Annotated in this window: 13 protein-coding genes; 3 read left to right on the top strand and 10 right to left on the bottom strand. The window is 63.3% G+C overall.

What is annotated here, in order from left to right:
- Positions 1 to 37: 37 nt before the first annotated feature.
- From FDT80_RS12730 to FDT80_RS12715, 4 genes are all read right to left on the bottom strand, one after another.
- Positions 38 to 682, bottom strand: a complete 645-nt coding sequence (locus FDT80_RS12730; protein WP_138662693.1) for an acyl-homoserine-lactone synthase — start codon at positions 680 to 682, stop codon at positions 38 to 40.
- Positions 683 to 788: 106 nt separating this feature from the next.
- Positions 789 to 1,508, bottom strand: coding sequence for a helix-turn-helix transcriptional regulator (locus FDT80_RS12725; RefSeq protein WP_138662692.1), 720 nt, complete (start codon positions 1,506 to 1,508; stop codon positions 789 to 791).
- 369 nt (positions 1,509 to 1,877) lie between these two features.
- A complete protein-coding gene (gene ccrA / locus FDT80_RS12720; RefSeq protein WP_138662691.1) occupies positions 1,878 to 3,158 on the bottom strand; it encodes a crotonyl-CoA carboxylase/reductase in 1,281 nt (426 codons plus the stop codon).
- A gap of 137 nt (positions 3,159 to 3,295) precedes the next feature.
- Positions 3,296 to 4,666, bottom strand: a complete 1,371-nt coding sequence (locus FDT80_RS12715) for a 1-acyl-sn-glycerol-3-phosphate acyltransferase (RefSeq protein WP_138662690.1) — start codon at positions 4,664 to 4,666, stop codon at positions 3,296 to 3,298.
- Between the two features lie 167 nt (positions 4,667 to 4,833).
- On the opposite strand from FDT80_RS12715, the gene FDT80_RS12710 reads away from it, so the two are divergent.
- The 3 genes from FDT80_RS12710 to deoD all read left to right on the top strand — a co-directional run bounded on the left by FDT80_RS12710 (position 4,834) and on the right by deoD (position 8,242).
- Positions 4,834 to 6,801 carry a protein meaA gene (locus FDT80_RS12710; protein ID WP_138662689.1) on the top strand — a complete coding sequence of 656 codons (1,968 nt, stop codon included), beginning with the start codon at positions 4,834 to 4,836 and terminating at the stop codon, positions 6,799 to 6,801.
- Between the two features lie 107 nt (positions 6,802 to 6,908).
- Complete coding sequence (locus tag FDT80_RS12705; protein WP_138662688.1) at positions 6,909 to 7,247, top strand: H-NS histone family protein; 339 nt, start codon at positions 6,909 to 6,911, stop codon at positions 7,245 to 7,247.
- A gap of 290 nt (positions 7,248 to 7,537) precedes the next feature.
- Positions 7,538 to 8,242 (top strand): purine-nucleoside phosphorylase, encoded by a 705-nt coding sequence (gene deoD / locus FDT80_RS12700; RefSeq protein WP_138662687.1) that lies wholly within the window; start codon positions 7,538 to 7,540, stop codon positions 8,240 to 8,242.
- 66 nt (positions 8,243 to 8,308) lie between these two features.
- On the opposite strand, the gene FDT80_RS12695 is transcribed toward deoD, so the two are convergent.
- From FDT80_RS12695 to sdhA, 6 genes are all read right to left on the bottom strand, one after another.
- Positions 8,309 to 9,151, bottom strand: a complete 843-nt coding sequence (locus FDT80_RS12695) for an urea carboxylase-associated family protein (protein ID WP_138662686.1) — start codon at positions 9,149 to 9,151, stop codon at positions 8,309 to 8,311.
- Positions 9,152 to 9,216: 65 nt separating this feature from the next.
- On the bottom strand, positions 9,217 to 9,429 hold the full coding sequence (locus FDT80_RS12690) for a hypothetical protein (protein ID WP_170311859.1): 213 nt from the start codon (positions 9,427 to 9,429) through the stop codon (positions 9,217 to 9,219).
- Positions 9,426 to 11,069, bottom strand: coding sequence for an FAD-binding dehydrogenase (locus FDT80_RS12685; RefSeq protein ID WP_138662685.1), 1,644 nt, complete (start codon positions 11,067 to 11,069; stop codon positions 9,426 to 9,428). The genes FDT80_RS12690 and FDT80_RS12685 overlap by 4 nt, the downstream gene beginning before the upstream one ends.
- A 171-nt stretch (positions 11,070 to 11,240) precedes the next feature.
- A complete protein-coding gene (locus FDT80_RS12680) occupies positions 11,241 to 12,020 on the bottom strand; it encodes a succinate dehydrogenase iron-sulfur subunit (RefSeq protein WP_138662684.1) in 780 nt (259 codons plus the stop codon).
- Between the two features lie 11 nt (positions 12,021 to 12,031).
- On the bottom strand, positions 12,032 to 12,415 hold the full coding sequence (locus FDT80_RS12675) for a hypothetical protein (protein WP_138662683.1): 384 nt from the start codon (positions 12,413 to 12,415) through the stop codon (positions 12,032 to 12,034).
- Positions 12,416 to 12,420: 5 nt separating this feature from the next.
- Positions 12,421 to 14,226 (bottom strand): succinate dehydrogenase flavoprotein subunit, encoded by a 1,806-nt coding sequence (sdhA, locus tag FDT80_RS12670; protein ID WP_138662682.1) that lies wholly within the window; start codon positions 14,224 to 14,226, stop codon positions 12,421 to 12,423.
- Between the last annotated feature and the right edge of the window lie 4 nt (positions 14,227 to 14,230).

Raw genomic sequence — 14,230 nt, 5'->3', positions numbered from 1 at the left:
GCGCGCGCGTCCGGGTGCCAGTGACGACCTGACGGCGTCAGCCGGTTTTGGCGTGGTATTCGCCGCGCGCCGCGTCCGCGCCAAAGGCCCGGTCGAACCACATCCGCGAAAGCGCGGGTGCGATCCCGGCCCGCGCGGCCACGCGGGCCTGCGACGCACGGTCAAAGGCCCATAATCCGACGCTGATCCTGTCCCGTCCTTCGCCTTCGGTCCCCAAGACCTCTGGCGCGGCGCCGATCCGGCGATAGATCCGTTCCATGCGTGCGTCAAAGACGCCGACGAAATGGTCGATGGCAAAACCTTGCATGATCTCGCCGCCGGCCAGCATCAGCGCCGCCGCGACATGCGCACCGGCCCCCGGAGCGAGGCAAAAGCGCGTACATTCCCAGATCAGCGGGCTGCTGATCGTCACGCCCCCCGTCAGATGGCCAAAATGGTCGTTGACCATCACCGCGCCGGTGGTGGGCAGGAACCGCATCGATCCGCCGTGCGCCCCTTGCGGCGTTTCCCAGATGACATAGAGCGGGTTCATCGCATCGTAACTGTCGCGTTCGGCCCCATCGGCATCGACGGTCACATCCCACCCCTGCCGCGTCTTGAACTGGTGCGCGCGGTCGGCAAACATCGCGCGGGCAAGATCGGGACGTGTCTTCAGTTGGTCGGCATAGAGATAACGAAGCATGTCGGCGGTCCTTTTTCCCTGACTGACGTCGGAAAAAGGCGTAGCGGCGCGCGCGTTAAGGCAGGTTCAGCAGGGCGCGCGATGCTTTTGCGGGCCGCGCAACGGGTCAGATCACGATCAATCCCCGGCTGAGCGCACGGGCGACGGCGTGGGTGGTGTTCATCGCCCCCAGCTTGAACCGCGCGCTTTCGATATAGACGCGCAGGGTATGCTCAGAAATGGAAAGAGTGTTGGCGACCTGTGCGCGATTGTAGCCGATGGCCAGCAATGTAATTGCGTCCACTTCGCGCGGCGACAACGCAGGCACCGCCACTGGCGCGCGCCCCGGCTCCAGCTCAAGCGCCTTTTGGTTGAAATCATGCGCGATCAGGATCAGCGCGCGCCGGTTGAGGTCGGTAAAGGCGGCCCAGTCGGCATCGTCGCAGGTGTGGTTCACCGTATAGAGCGCGAATTGCCCGTTGGGCCCGCGGATAGGCACCGAAAACCCCTGATTTCCGATGCCGAAACGCATCGCTTCGGCCAGAAAGGCGCGCGATGCCTTGGCCGACCAGTCCAGTTGCTTCCAGTCGACGGGGTGAAATCGTTGAAAGCAGCCGATCACGACCGGATCGATCCGCAGGTAGTTCCGATCTTGGTACACGGCTGCCCAGGCGCGGTCATAGGTGCCGCAGCCGTATTGTTCGCCGGCGGACCCGACCCAATGATAGACCATGTGATCGACCCGGTAATGGTCGCGCAACGCCTCTATCGTGACCTGCAGATCGTCAAGCGTGTCGGTCTGATCCAATTGGTCCAGAATGGTCTGCAGGCGAGCGTCCACTGCCATCGGGCTGATCTTGCGTCCTATCCTCAAGGGCGGCGATCTCGGCCAGGGCCACGATTGCAGTGTCATCCAGATGCTCTGCCAGGGCGGGCATCCCGTTTTCACGTGCAAAGGTTTTCAAGTCCGTCAGAACGTCCAGCATCCAGTCGCGTTTCAACACAGACTCTCCCTAAAGATGTTAACAATTGGTAAACACAAGCATAAGGGGCGTCAAGAATTCTGCCAACTCGCCTGAAATCACTCCCCAGAAACGGGGAACCGGCCGCTTATAAGCGATTGATCTGACAGGATGGTCCCCAAAACGCAGCACGCCCGCGACCGGCCTTGGCCGACTCGCGGGCGTGCTTTGGCGACGCCGATTGCCGCCTTGGCTTACTGACGCGCCTCCAGCGCGTCCTCAAGCGTGCGCAGACCCGTCTTGGGGGCCTGCACCAGCACCGACATGTTGCCCGGCTTGTGCTCGTTGCGCATCATTTTCATGTGCGCCTGCGGCAGGTCGGCCCAGGTGAAGACCTCGGACATGCAGGGATCGAGGCGCCGTTCCAGCATCAGCTTGTTGGCCGACGATGCCTGCTTGAGGTGGGCGAAGTGGCTGCCTTGCAAACGCTTCTGGTGCATCCACATGTAGCGCACGTCGAACGTCAGGTTGAAGCCGGAGGTGCCCGCGCAGATCACCACCATGCCACCCTTTTTCACCACGAAGGTGGAAACCGGGAAGGTCGCCTCGCCGGGGTGTTCGAACACCATGTCGACGTTCACACCCTTGCCGGTGATGTCCCAGATCGCCTTGCCGAACTTGCGGGTTTCGTCGAACCACGCCTTGTATTCGGGCGTGTTGACGGTGGGCAACTGGCCCCAGCAGTTGAAATCCTTGCGGTTCAGAACGCCCTTGGCCCCCAGGTCCAGCACGAACTGACGCTTGCTTTCGTCGCTGATGACGCCGATGGCATTTGCGCCCGCTGTGTTGATCAACTGGATCGCATAGGACCCCAGACCGCCGGACGCGCCCCAGACGAGCACGTTCTGCCCGGGCTTCAGGTCATGCGGCTCGTGGCCGAACAGCATCCGGTAGGCGGTGGCCAGCGTGAGCGTGTAGCAGGCGCTTTCCTCCCAGGTCAGGTGCTTGGGGCGCGGCATGAGCTGTTGCGCCTGAACGCGGGTGAACTGGCTGAACGACCCGTCGGGTGTCTCGTAGCCCCAGATCCGCTGGCTGGGGGAATACATCGGATCGCCGCCATTGCATTCCTCGTCGTCGCCGTCGTCCTGGTTGCAGTGGATCACGACCTCGTCGCCGACTTTCCAGCGCTTGACCTTGTCGCCCACGGCCCAGACGATGCCCGACGCGTCCGAACCGGCGATGTGATAGGGCTGCTTGTGACCGTCAAAGGGGCTGATCGGCACGCCGAGCGCCGCCCAGACACCGTTATAGTTGACGCCCGCCGCCATGACGAGGACCAGCACGTCGTGGCTGTCGAGGTGCGGCACATCCACGACTTCCTGCAGCATCGCCTTGTCCGGCTCGCCGTGACGTTCGCGGCGAATTGCCCAAGCATACATCTGCTTTGGGACATGGCCCATCGGGGGCATTTCTCCAACCTCGTAGAGGTCCTTTTCGGGTGCATCGTATTGTGCGATGGTCGTGTCCAGTGCCATGCCAGCCTCCTGCCGTCTTTGGGTTGTGCCGCGCTGCAGAATCGCGACGGACTGAGGATGGAATATTGCCCGTTGCGCAACATTGCAACCTTGATCGCCAATTTTTTGAAATTTTATAACCCCGCAATTGCAGCATTTTATTCTGCGGCCGCAGCATCCTCAGCGAAATAATGTGCGATTGAATTGGCATAGAACGCGACGGTGGCCTGCTTTCCGGGCGCGATCCGCCAACCGCCTGCCCCTTGCTCGATCATGGCATGCTTGACCATCAGGTCCCGCGCCTCCTCGATGGCGGCGTGACGGGCCTCGGGCGCGATCAACAGCGACCGTGCCGGCAGCTTGCGCGCCTCGGCGTCGGTCCGGGCCAGCAGGTCGGCGTCGGATAGCGGGCCACCGGCCTGCTGCAAGACCCACGAGGTCAGCGGGACGAACAGCACCGGCATCGCGGCTTCGATCCGGGTCATCAGGGTGCGCGACAAATCCTCCAACGGGCGATCGGGGCCAAAGTCGCGCAGCGACACGGGTTCGCCAAAGGCGACCGCCGCCGTTCCGAAGCGCTTGTAGCGCCCACGCAGGAACTGCCAGAGCTTGCGCAGGATGAACCGCACGACCACCGAAATGCGTGCACCGAACCGCCTGTCACCACGGGCCGCCGCCGCGATCAGCACTGAATCCTCGAGCACGCGGTCATAATTGATGGCGACAGGCACGAACACCACGTCACGGCCATCGGCCTGATACCCTTCGACGACATAGGCCAGCAGCCCCATTTTCGGCGGCATCAAGCGGCCATTCAGGCTCAGCCCCCCTTCGGGAAAGATCGCCTGGGTGACGCCGCCCGCCGTGGCCATCTGCACGTAGCGCGCGAGCACCCGGCGATAGAGGGCCCCGCGCGACCGGCGCCGGATGAAATAGGCGCCCATCGATTTGATCAGCCGGCTCAGCGGCCAGACACGCGCCCATTCCCCCACCGCATAGCTGAGCGCGGAGGCGCGAGCGGCAAGATAGGTCACCAGCATGTAATCCATGTTGCTGCGGTGGTTCATGATGAAGACGACCGTCGCATCCTTGGGAATTGCGCGCAGGATGTCGTCGTTGCGCGGTCCGGTGCGGATCACGTAAAGCGAATTCGCCAAAAGCCGCGCCAGCCGGATGCCAAAGCTGAAATACGCAAACGCACTGAAGCTGGGCACGATTTCGCGCGCGTAGGTGCGGGCCTTTTGAAACGCGACGTTTTCGGGCACATGATTTTCACGTGCGTAGTTGACGATTTCGCGGGTGACCTCGGGATCATAGATCAGCCGCTGGATCATGTCGTAGCGCCGCGCCAGCTTGAAGGGCTCGATGGGTCGCGTCAGCCGCGTGTTGAGCTGTTTGACCGCCTTTTCCAGCCGACGGCGGAAAAACCAGCGCACCGACGGAAACAGGAAGTGCGACGCGAATGTCACGGCCGCGAACAGCACGATCAGCACGAACAGCCAGAGCGGAAGTTGAACGACGGTATTCATGCCAAGAACCCTTGCAGGGTGACGCGCCCAGGTAAATATGCAAATGCCGCCGCGTTCCCGCGCTCGATAGAAATGCCGCATTGCAGCGTCTATCGCATTGACATAAAGTTCCAAGTATTAGACACCGGACGCAACAATCTTACCGAACCTACTCAACGAGGCCGCCCATGACCCAGACCCAAAAAGATCGCCCCTGGCTGATCCGTACCTATGCGGGCCATTCCACCGCGGCCGCGTCCAACGCGCTTTACCGCTCGAACCTGGAAAAGGGTCAGACCGGCCTTTCCGTCGCTTTCGATCTGCCGACCCAGACCGGCTATGACAGCGATCACATCCTGGCCCGCGGCGAGGTTGGCAAGGTGGGCGTTCCCGTTGCGCACCTGGGCGACATGCGCGCGCTGTTTCAGGACATTCCGCTGGAGCAGATGAACACCTCCATGACGATCAATGCGACCGCGCCGTGGCTGCTGGCGCTGTATATCGCGGTGGCCGAAGAACAGGGCGCCGATGTGTCGACCCTGCAGGGCACGGTGCAGAACGATCTGATCAAGGAATACCTGAGCCGAGGCACCTATATCTGCCCGCCCGAGCCGTCGCTGAAGATGATCGCCGACGTGGCCGAGTATTGCTATACGAATGTGCCGAAATGGAACCCGATGAACGTGTGTTCCTATCACCTGCAGGAAGCGGGTGCGACGCCGGAGCAGGAACTGGCCTTTGCGCTGGCGACCGCCACCGCCGTTCTGGACGCCCTGAAGCCGCGCGTGCCCGATGCCGATTTCCCGGTGCTTGTCGGGCGTATTTCGTTTTTCGTGAATGCCGGAATTCGGTTCGTGACCGAGATGTGCAAAATGCGCGCCTTTGTCGATTTGTGGGACGAGATTTGCGAGACGCGCTATGGCGTGGCCGACCCGAAATACCGCCGGTTCCGGTATGGCGTGCAAGTCAATTCGCTGGGTTTGACCGAACAGCAGCCGGAAAACAACGTCTACCGGATCCTGATAGAAATGCTGGCGGTGACGCTGAGCAAAAAGGCGCGCGCGCGTGCGGTGCAATTGCCCGCCTGGAACGAGGCGCTTGGCCTGCCGCGCCCCTGGGATCAGCAGTGGTCGATGCGGATGCAGCAAATCCTGGCCTATGAAACCGATTTGCTGGAATTCGACGATCTGTTCGATGGCAACCCGGCCGTGGATGCCAAGGTCGAGGAATTGAAAGAAGGCGCGCGCGCCGAATTGGCCAACCTCGACGGAATGGGCGGGGCGATTTCGGCAATCGACTACATGAAAAGCCGCCTTGTGGACAGCAATGCCGAGCGCCTGAACCGGATCGAAGCGGGCGAGACCGTGGTCGTTGGAGTCAACAAATGGACCAAGGGCGAGCCTTCGCCCTTGATGACCGGCGACGGCGGGATCATGGTCGTCGATCCGGCCGTCGAAGCCGAGCAGATTGGCCGGCTCACCGAATGGCGGGCTGACCGCGACGCCGATGCAGTCGAAAAGGCGCTGGCGGATCTGCGGGCCGCCGCCGCCGAAGGCCGCAACGTCATGGAGCCGTCGATCGCCGCGGCCAAGGCAGGTGTGACAACCGGCGAATGGGCCGCGCAGATGCGTGCCGTGCATGGCGAATATCGCGGACCGACGGGCGTCTCCGCGTCGCGGTCGAACCGTACCGAGGGGCTGGACGAATTGCGCGCGCAAGTGGACGCGGTCAGCGACCGGCTTGGCCGCAGGCTCAGCTTTCTGGTCGGCAAGCCCGGCCTTGACGGGCACTCCAACGGGGCCGAACAGATCGCCGTGCGGGCGCGCGATTGCGGCATGGACATCGCCTATGAGGGTATCCGGCTTACCCCGGCCGAAATCGTCGCGGCCGCACAGCAGGATGGCGCGCATGTGGTGGGGCTTTCGATCCTGTCAGGCAGTCACATTCCGCTGGTCGAGGATCTCTTGGCCCAGATGCGCGCGGCCGGATTGGGCGATGTGCCGGTGATCGTGGGCGGGATCATTCCCGAAGACGACGCCGAACGCCTGCGTCGCATGGGCGTGGCGCGGGTCTATACGCCAAAGGATTTCGAGCTGAATACCATTATGCAAGATATCGTCACATTGGTCGATCCTCGCTCGGTTGCGGCGGAATAGGGATTTCCGCATATGGTTGAATATTGCCTGCAATCGATTTTGGAATTGCAATTGTAATCGGCTATTGTGTAAAAGTTGCATAATCCTGCACATTCCGGAGATATGCAATGATGGCCGATTTGAAATCCATGTCGCGAAAAGAGCTTGAAAAGCTCTTGTTCGACACCAAAAAGGCGCTTGCCGCGGCACAGGCACGTGACCGGCGCGACGCGCGCAAGGCCGCGGAAAAGGCGGCTGCGGAATTCGGGTTTTCGCTGGCGGAATTGGAAGGCGGCGAAAAACCCGCAAAATCCGCGAAAAAGGCGAAACCCGCAAAGCCGAAATCAAAGGCGAAATTCGCCAACCCGGCTGACGCATCCCAGACCTGGACCGGCAAGGGCCGCCAGCCGAATTGGTACCGGGACGCGGTTGCAAAGGGCGTTGCCCCCGAAGACATGGCGATTTGATTTCGTCGCCAGACGCTTGCCGCCGATCCAGCCCGGCCCGCTGACGGATTGATCCTGGCGGGTTTCGCTGGTTTCGTTTCCAGCCTTTCCTTGCCCCGATTCCGACGGGCCGAATAATCTGCGGCACGCGGCAATTGCGCGGCAGGCGGCAGTCGTATCGGCAGTCATTCAGCGACCGTCAAGACGCGCGCCCTGTCGTGGCGGGGTTGATCCGCGCGCGGTTTCACGCCAAGACGGACCAAGACGCGCGCCAATGGATCGGCGGCGCTGTCCGACAGGAGAGACATGCCATGACAGTTCATATCGGTGCGAAACCGGGCGATATCGCCGAAACCGTGTTGATGCCGGGCGATCCCTATCGCGCCAAATGGGCGGCGGAGACCTTTCTGGAGGATGCCCAGCTTGTCAACGAAGTCCGCGGCATGTTGGGCTTTACCGGCACATGGCGCGGGCACCGGGTGACGATCCAGGGTTCGGGGATGGGAATGCCATCCTTGTCGATCTACGCCAACGAACTGATGGCCGAATACGGCGCACAGACGCTCGTTCGGATCGGGTCGTGTGGCGGAATGCAACCCCATGTGGGGATCCGCGATGTGATCATCGCGATGACGGCCAGCACGATCACCTCGCCTTCGTCGGGGATCCTGCGCGAGCTGAACTTCGCGCCTTGCGCCGATTGGACCCTGTTGCGCGCCGCGGTGGATGCAGCCGAGGCCCGCGGCACGAAAACCCATGTGGGCGGTATCTATTCCTCGGACGTGTTCTATGCCGAGCGGCCGGACCTGGATGAACAGATGGTGCGCCACGGCATCCTGGGAGTCGAGATGGAAGCGGCGGAACTGTACACGCTTGCGGCCCGTCACAAACGCCGCGCGCTGGCGGTGCTGACCGTCAGCGACCATTTGCAGACCGGCGAGGCCCTGCCCGCCGATCAACGCGAGCGCAGCTTTGGCGATATGGTGGAGATTGCACTCGAGGCGGCCTTTGCCTGAGATCGGGACGGCGTGCCGGTGGTTTTGAGAGGGCCTCCGGCGGGAGTATTTCCGACCCAAAGAAGATCAGGCGCCGTGACCGCGGTCGTATCCGTTGCGGGCGGGCTGCCGCCACCCTTGGAGGGTTTCGGGCCGTGGTGCGAACACTTCGACAAGCAGGGGATGGCAGGCCGCGGCATCGCTGGAATGAACGGTGGAGCAATCGCCGCCGGGACAGGCGCTGAGGCAGCCGAGGAGATCGATCTCGGCGAAGAATTCCAGGCTGTCACCGGGCCGTACCGGGCTGGCCTTCATGAAATACTGGCCCGTGTCGCGCGTGAACCCCGTGCACATGAACACGTTCAGCACATCGTGGACATGCGGTTCTGCAACCTCCACCGGCACCCCCAGATGTGACGCCAGCGCGCGCGTGAGGTTGGAGTGGCAGCAGTGATGGTACTGGCCGCCGGAGAGGAGATTGTGGGTGTAAGGGTCGCAGCGGGTGCCGATCACATCGTGGACGGATCCCCCGAATGCATCGATGCCGTACCAGTCAAGGCTGTCGTGCGTGATGGTGGCCATCGGGCGTAGATGCGGAAAAGCGGACCACACCCTGTCGCCCCGTGTGACATGCGTCCCGTGCAGCGCGCGGGTCTTGCCGGAGTAAAATCGTTCCGACAGGTCGGCGGCGTTCCACAGGTTCAGGTCGCCCACCTGAGGCCCATCGACAGAGGTGATACGGAAAAAATGTCCTGCCGGCACGGTAAAACAGGCGGCATCGCGGGGCGGAACCACGGTTTCGCCGGTTTTTGTCAGGGTCTCGCGCGCGTTTGCGTATAGCGCCATGTCCGCTTGCGGCAGGGTTTCCACCGGATAGCAGATGACGGGCAAGACCGCGCGGCGGGCGTCGGCGTCTGGGGGTGGTGTCATGGTGGCGGGCCTTCGGTCGGTTTCACTGCGACCAAGCTATACCCTTGCGGCAGGGGTGCAAGGCATCACAGTCTGGGGCGGTTCACATCGGCCTTGCAGTCGCGCGGCGGCCCGTCCGTGGCGGTGAAGGCTTCGGCGCCGCAGGCGGCACAACGGTATTTCCGCAGCGCACCCTTGTCGCCGGTTCGATCCGCCCGCCACCGGCATGCCCGTGTGCCGCGCCGCGAGAATATCACGACGAGAACGAATGCGACGATCAGGCCGATGACGACGATCACGCGTGACGGCCCGCCTGCCTGCCGGAAAAGATGCACCCACCCAGAAACGTTCCCTCGAGCGCGTTGTAGCCGTGGTAGCCGCCCCCGCCGAACCCCGACACCTCGCCCACGGCATAAAGCCCTTCGAACAGGCGTCCGTCGGGGCGCAGCACACGCGCATCAAGGTCGGTATGCAACCCGCCCAGCGATTTGCGGGTGAGCACGTTGAGGCGCACGGCGATCAGCGGCCCATGTGCGGCATCCAGTATGCGGTGCGGTTTGGCAGTCCGGATCAACCGGTCGCCCCGGTATGCCCGCGCGCCGCGGATCGCCGTTACCTGCGCATCCTTGGAAAACGGGTTGTCGATCTGGCGGTCACGCGCTTCGATCTGTGCACGCAGGGCAGAGGCATCCAGCGGTGTATCGGGGGCAAGCGCATTCATACCCGCAACAAGTTTCTCAAGCGTGGTGGCGACGACGAAATCCTCGCCCTTGGTCTTGAACGCCTCGACCGCGCGCGTCGCCCCTTTTGCCAACCGCTCACGCAGAACATTTGCCCATTTGCCCGAAACCAGATCCGGGTTCTGTTCGGATCCGGAAAGCGCGAATTCCTTTTCAATGATCTTTTGCGTCAGAATGAACCAACTGTGCCCATGCCCGGTCTGCAAGATGCGCCTGAGCGTCGAAAGCGTGTCGAACCCCGGCAGACAGGGCGCCTGCATCCGGACACCGTTTGCATCGAACCATATCGACGACGGCCCCGGCAAGATGCGGATACCGTGGCGGGGCCAGATCGGATCCCAGTTGTGCACGCCCTCGGTATAGTGCCACATCCGGTCGCCGTTGATCGCATGGGCGCCGGCCGCTTCGGCCACCTGCCCCATCTGCCCATCGACGAAATCCGGTACGCCGGAGATCATATGCGCCGGCGGTGTGCCGAGCCGCCCCACCGGCCACTGCGCGCGCACCAGGTCGTGGTTGCCGCCGATGCCCCCGGAGGCGAGGATCACGTTCTCGGCCGAATAGCGGAATTCGCCCGCCACGTCGCGGGTGGTGGGCGCGCCGCGCAGGGCATCGTCGTCGGCCAGAACCTCGCCCGCGACACCCGTCACGCGGCCATCCACCACGTCGAGCGTTGTCACCCGGTGGCGATAGGCGATGCGCAGCTTGCCCGCCGCCACGTAGGACCGCGCCAGGTCGGCGAATGGCGCGACGATGCCTTCGCCCACGCCCCAGGTGATATGAAACCGCGGCACCGAATTGCCATGTCCGTCCGCCAGCGCCCCGCCCCGTTCGGCCCAGCCGACCACCGGAAACCAGCGCATGCCGACACCGGCAAGGTAGCTGCGCTTGCCGCCCGCGGCCCAGTCCAGATAGGCCTCTGCCCAGGCGCGGGGGTTGGCATCCTCTGGGCGGTCGAATTGCGCCGACCCCATCCAGTCGGCGGCGGCCAGGTCGCGGCTGTCGCGGATCCCCATCCGGCGCTGCTCCGGCGTGTCGATCATGAACAGTCCGCCCAGCGACCAGAACGCCTGCCCGCCAAGGCTTTGCGGCCCCTCCATGTCGAGCATCAGCACACTGCGCCCGCGCCCTATGGCCTCGTGCGCGGCGACGAGCCCCGACAGCCCCGCCCCCACGATGATGATATCCGCATCCGCCATTCTGCCCTCCCCGGCCGTGCCGGAACGCTAAGCCATTGCGCCGCGACCTGTCCAACCTGACGCATGGTCAAACAAAAGCGGGAACCGTGCAACCGGTCCCCGCCCTGCCGTTTCTTCCGACGTCAAATACCCCGTAGGGTCCGGGGGGATAGCCCCCGGTGTGCACCGGGATCAGACCGTACGTTCGACCATCATCTTCTTGATGTTCGAAATCGCCTCCGCCGGGTTCAATCCCTTTGGGCAGGTCTTGGCGCAGTTCATGATCGTGTGGCAGCGATAAAGCTTGAAGGGATCCTCCAACTCGTCCAGGCGTTCGCCGGTCGCCTCGTCGCGGCTGTCGATGATCCAGCGATACGCATGCAACAGGGCGGCTGGCCCGAGGTAGCGATCGCCGTTCCACCAGTAGCTGGGGCACGCGGTGGAACACGACGCGCACATCACGCATTCATACAGACCATCAAGCTTCTTGCGGTCTTCGATCGACTGGCGCCACTCCTTGGCGGGGCGGTTCGTCTTGGTCTCGAGCCACGGCATGATCGACGCGTGCTGCGCGTAGAAATGCGTGAGATCGGGGATCAGGTCCTTGACCACCGGCATGTGCGGCAGCGGATAGATCTTCACGTCGCCCTTCACCTCGTCCATGCCATAGATACAGGCCAGCGTGTTGATCCCGTCGATGTTCATCGCACAAGACCCGCAGATCCCCTCGCGGCAGGACCGGCGGAAGGTCAGTGTGGGATCGATCTCGTTCTTGATCTTGATCAGCGCGTCCAGGATCATCGGGCCGCAGTCATCCAGATCGACGAAATAAGTGTCGACGCGCGGGTTCTTTCCGTCATCGGGGTTCCAGCGATAGATCTGGAACTTGCGCAGGTTTGTGGCCCCTTCGGGCTTGGGCCATGTCTTGCCCTTGGTCATGCGGGAATTCTTGGGCAGGGTCAGTTGAACCATGTCGCGTCTCCTTAAATGGTCTGGCCGGGCTTCAACGGCACCGCTGTCAGGCAGCGAGCCGTTGCGGGCCGGGATAGGATGGTGCGGATCATCTCGGCGCTTTCGCCATCGACGCCGACAATGGCGTCCTGCGCCAGCGCTGCGATTTCGGGACCCGTCGCATTGTCGACGATGCAGTCGGTGAAGGGCGCGACCAATTCCTTGGGCACCTGCGGGAAACGGGTGTAAATCGCTTCGGTCACGGCGGATTTGGCCGCGGTGCGCCCCGTTCGGTCCGCGGCCTGCTGGATTTCGACACAGGCCGACAGGATCAGCCCCGCGCATAGCCCAAGCGCCAAGCGCGCGGCGGCGACGCCGCCCTGCCGTTTGGGTTCTGTCAGACAGCGACCACGCATCGCGATCAGTACACCCGTGCCTTGGGCGCGATCTTTTTCAGGTCGATGCCGCCCTCGTTGTGGCTCGTGAGCGGCTGCAGGTGAACGCCGCGAAAGCCAAGGCTGGCCTCGTTGCCCTTGAACCAGACAAGGCTGTGCTTGCGCCAGTTCTCGTCATCGCGGTCGGGGTAGTCCTCGTGCGCATGTGCGCCCCGGCTTTCCTTGCGCGCGGCGGCTGCGGTGATTGTGGCCACCGCGTTGGGCATCAGGTTCGTCAGTTCCAGCGTCTCCATCAGGTCGGAGTTCCAGACCAGCGAGGTATCCGTGACCTTGAGGTCCGAGATCTTGCCCGCCACGGACTTCATTTTCTCTTCGCCCTCGGCCAGCGTCTTGTCGGTCCGGAAGACAGCGGCGTCGGCCTGCATCGTCTGCTGCATCTCGAGGCGCAGCTCTGCAGTGGGCACATGCCCCTTGGCATAGCGCAGCCCGTCAAAGCGGCTGAACGCGGCCTCGACCGATCGTTTGTTGGGCGTCGGCACGGGGGCCGCCGGGTCCACGGTTTCCTTGGCGCGGATCGCGGCGGCACGACCGAACACCACAAGATCGATGAGCGAATTCGAGCCCAGGCGGTTGGCCCCGTGCACCGAGGCGCACCCCGCCTCGCCCACGGCCATCAGGCCGGGTGCGACGTTGTCGGGGTCGTCCTTGGTCGGTGCCAGAACTTCGCCCCAGTAGTTCGTGGGGATGCCGCCCATGTTGTAGTGAACGGTCGGCAGCACCGGGATCGGCTCCTTGGTCAGGTCCACCCCCGCAAAGATCCGGGCGCTTTCACTGATGCCCGGCAGGCGCAGGTCCAGCGTTTCCTTGGGCAGGTGATTGAGGTGCAGGTGGATATGGTCTTTCTTTTCGCCGACGCCGCGGCCCTCGCGGATTTCCATGGTCATGCAGCGCGACACCACATCGCGCGAGGCCAGATCCTTGTAGGTCGGCGCGTAGCGTTCCATGAACCGCTCGCCTTCGGAGTTGGTCAGGTATCCGCCCTCGCCCCGCGCGCCTTCGGTGATCAGGCAGCCCGCGCCGTAGATCCCGGTGGGGTGGAACTGCACGAATTCCATGTCTTGCAGGGGCAGACCGGCACGCGCGGTCATGCCGCCGCCGTCACCGGTGCAGGTATGCGCGCTGGTGGCGCTGAAATACGCGCGGCCATAGCCGCCGGTGGCCAACACGACCATCTTGGCCGAAAACAAGTGCATCGTGCCGTCATCGAGCTTCCAGCACAGCACGCCCTGGCACACGCCATCGTCCGACATGATCAGGTCGATGGCGAAATATTCGATGTAGAATTCCGCGTTGTTCTTGAGACTCTGGCCATAGAGCGTGTGCAGGATCGCGTGGCCGGTGCGGTCGGCGGCGGCACAGGTGCGCTGAACCGGCGGGCCTTCGCCGAATTGCGTGGTGTGACCGCCAAAGGGCCGCTGGTATATCTTGCCCTCTTCGGTGCGCGAAAACGGCACGCCGTAGTGTTCAAGCTCGTACACCGCCTTGGGCGCTTCGCGGGCAAGGTATTCCATCGCATCCGTATCGCCCAACCAGTCGGAGCCCTTGACGGTGTCGTACATGTGCCACTGCCAGTTGTCCGGACCCATGTTAGACAGTGACGCGGCGATGCCGCCCTGCGCCGCGACGGTGTGGCTGCGGGTCGGGAACACCTTGGTCACGCAGGCCGTGCGCAGGCCCTGTTCGGCCATACCCAGTGTCGCGCGCAGGCCGGCACCGCCGGCGCCGACGACGACGACGTCGTATTCATGTGTCTCGTAATCGTAAGAAGCCATGTGT

Source organism: Sulfitobacter sabulilitoris, assembly GCF_005887615.1.
GTDB lineage: Bacteria > Pseudomonadota > Alphaproteobacteria > Rhodobacterales > Rhodobacteraceae > Sulfitobacter_E > Sulfitobacter_E sabulilitoris.
The sequence above is the reverse complement of the archived record's forward strand: the minus strand, read 5'-3'. Positions and strand labels throughout refer to the sequence as shown.

Coding starts and splice junctions, on each gene's coding strand:
- FDT80_RS12675 (WP_138662683.1), bottom strand. CDS start 12,415: ATGCGTGGTCGCTGTCTGACAGAACCCAAACGGCAGGGCGGCGTCGCC.
- deoD (WP_138662687.1), top strand. CDS start 7,538: ATGACAGTTCATATCGGTGCGAAACCGGGCGATATCGCCGAAACCGTG.
- ccrA (WP_138662691.1), bottom strand. CDS start 3,158: ATGGCACTGGACACGACCATCGCACAATACGATGCACCCGAAAAGGAC.
- FDT80_RS12715 (WP_138662690.1), bottom strand. CDS start 4,666: ATGAATACCGTCGTTCAACTTCCGCTCTGGCTGTTCGTGCTGATCGTG.
- FDT80_RS12680 (WP_138662684.1), bottom strand. CDS start 12,020: ATGGTTCAACTGACCCTGCCCAAGAATTCCCGCATGACCAAGGGCAAG.
- FDT80_RS12705 (WP_138662688.1), top strand. CDS start 6,909: ATGATGGCCGATTTGAAATCCATGTCGCGAAAAGAGCTTGAAAAGCTC.
- FDT80_RS12695 (WP_138662686.1), bottom strand. CDS start 9,151: ATGACACCACCCCCAGACGCCGACGCCCGCCGCGCGGTCTTGCCCGTC.
- FDT80_RS12730 (WP_138662693.1), bottom strand. CDS start 682: ATGCTTCGTTATCTCTATGCCGACCAACTGAAGACACGTCCCGATCTT.
- FDT80_RS12710 (WP_138662689.1), top strand. CDS start 4,834: ATGACCCAGACCCAAAAAGATCGCCCCTGGCTGATCCGTACCTATGCG.
- sdhA (WP_138662682.1), bottom strand. CDS start 14,226: ATGGCTTCTTACGATTACGAGACACATGAATACGACGTCGTCGTCGTC.
- FDT80_RS12725 (WP_138662692.1), bottom strand. CDS start 1,508: ATGGCAGTGGACGCTCGCCTGCAGACCATTCTGGACCAATTGGATCAG.
- FDT80_RS12685 (WP_138662685.1), bottom strand. CDS start 11,069: ATGGCGGATGCGGATATCATCATCGTGGGGGCGGGGCTGTCGGGGCTC.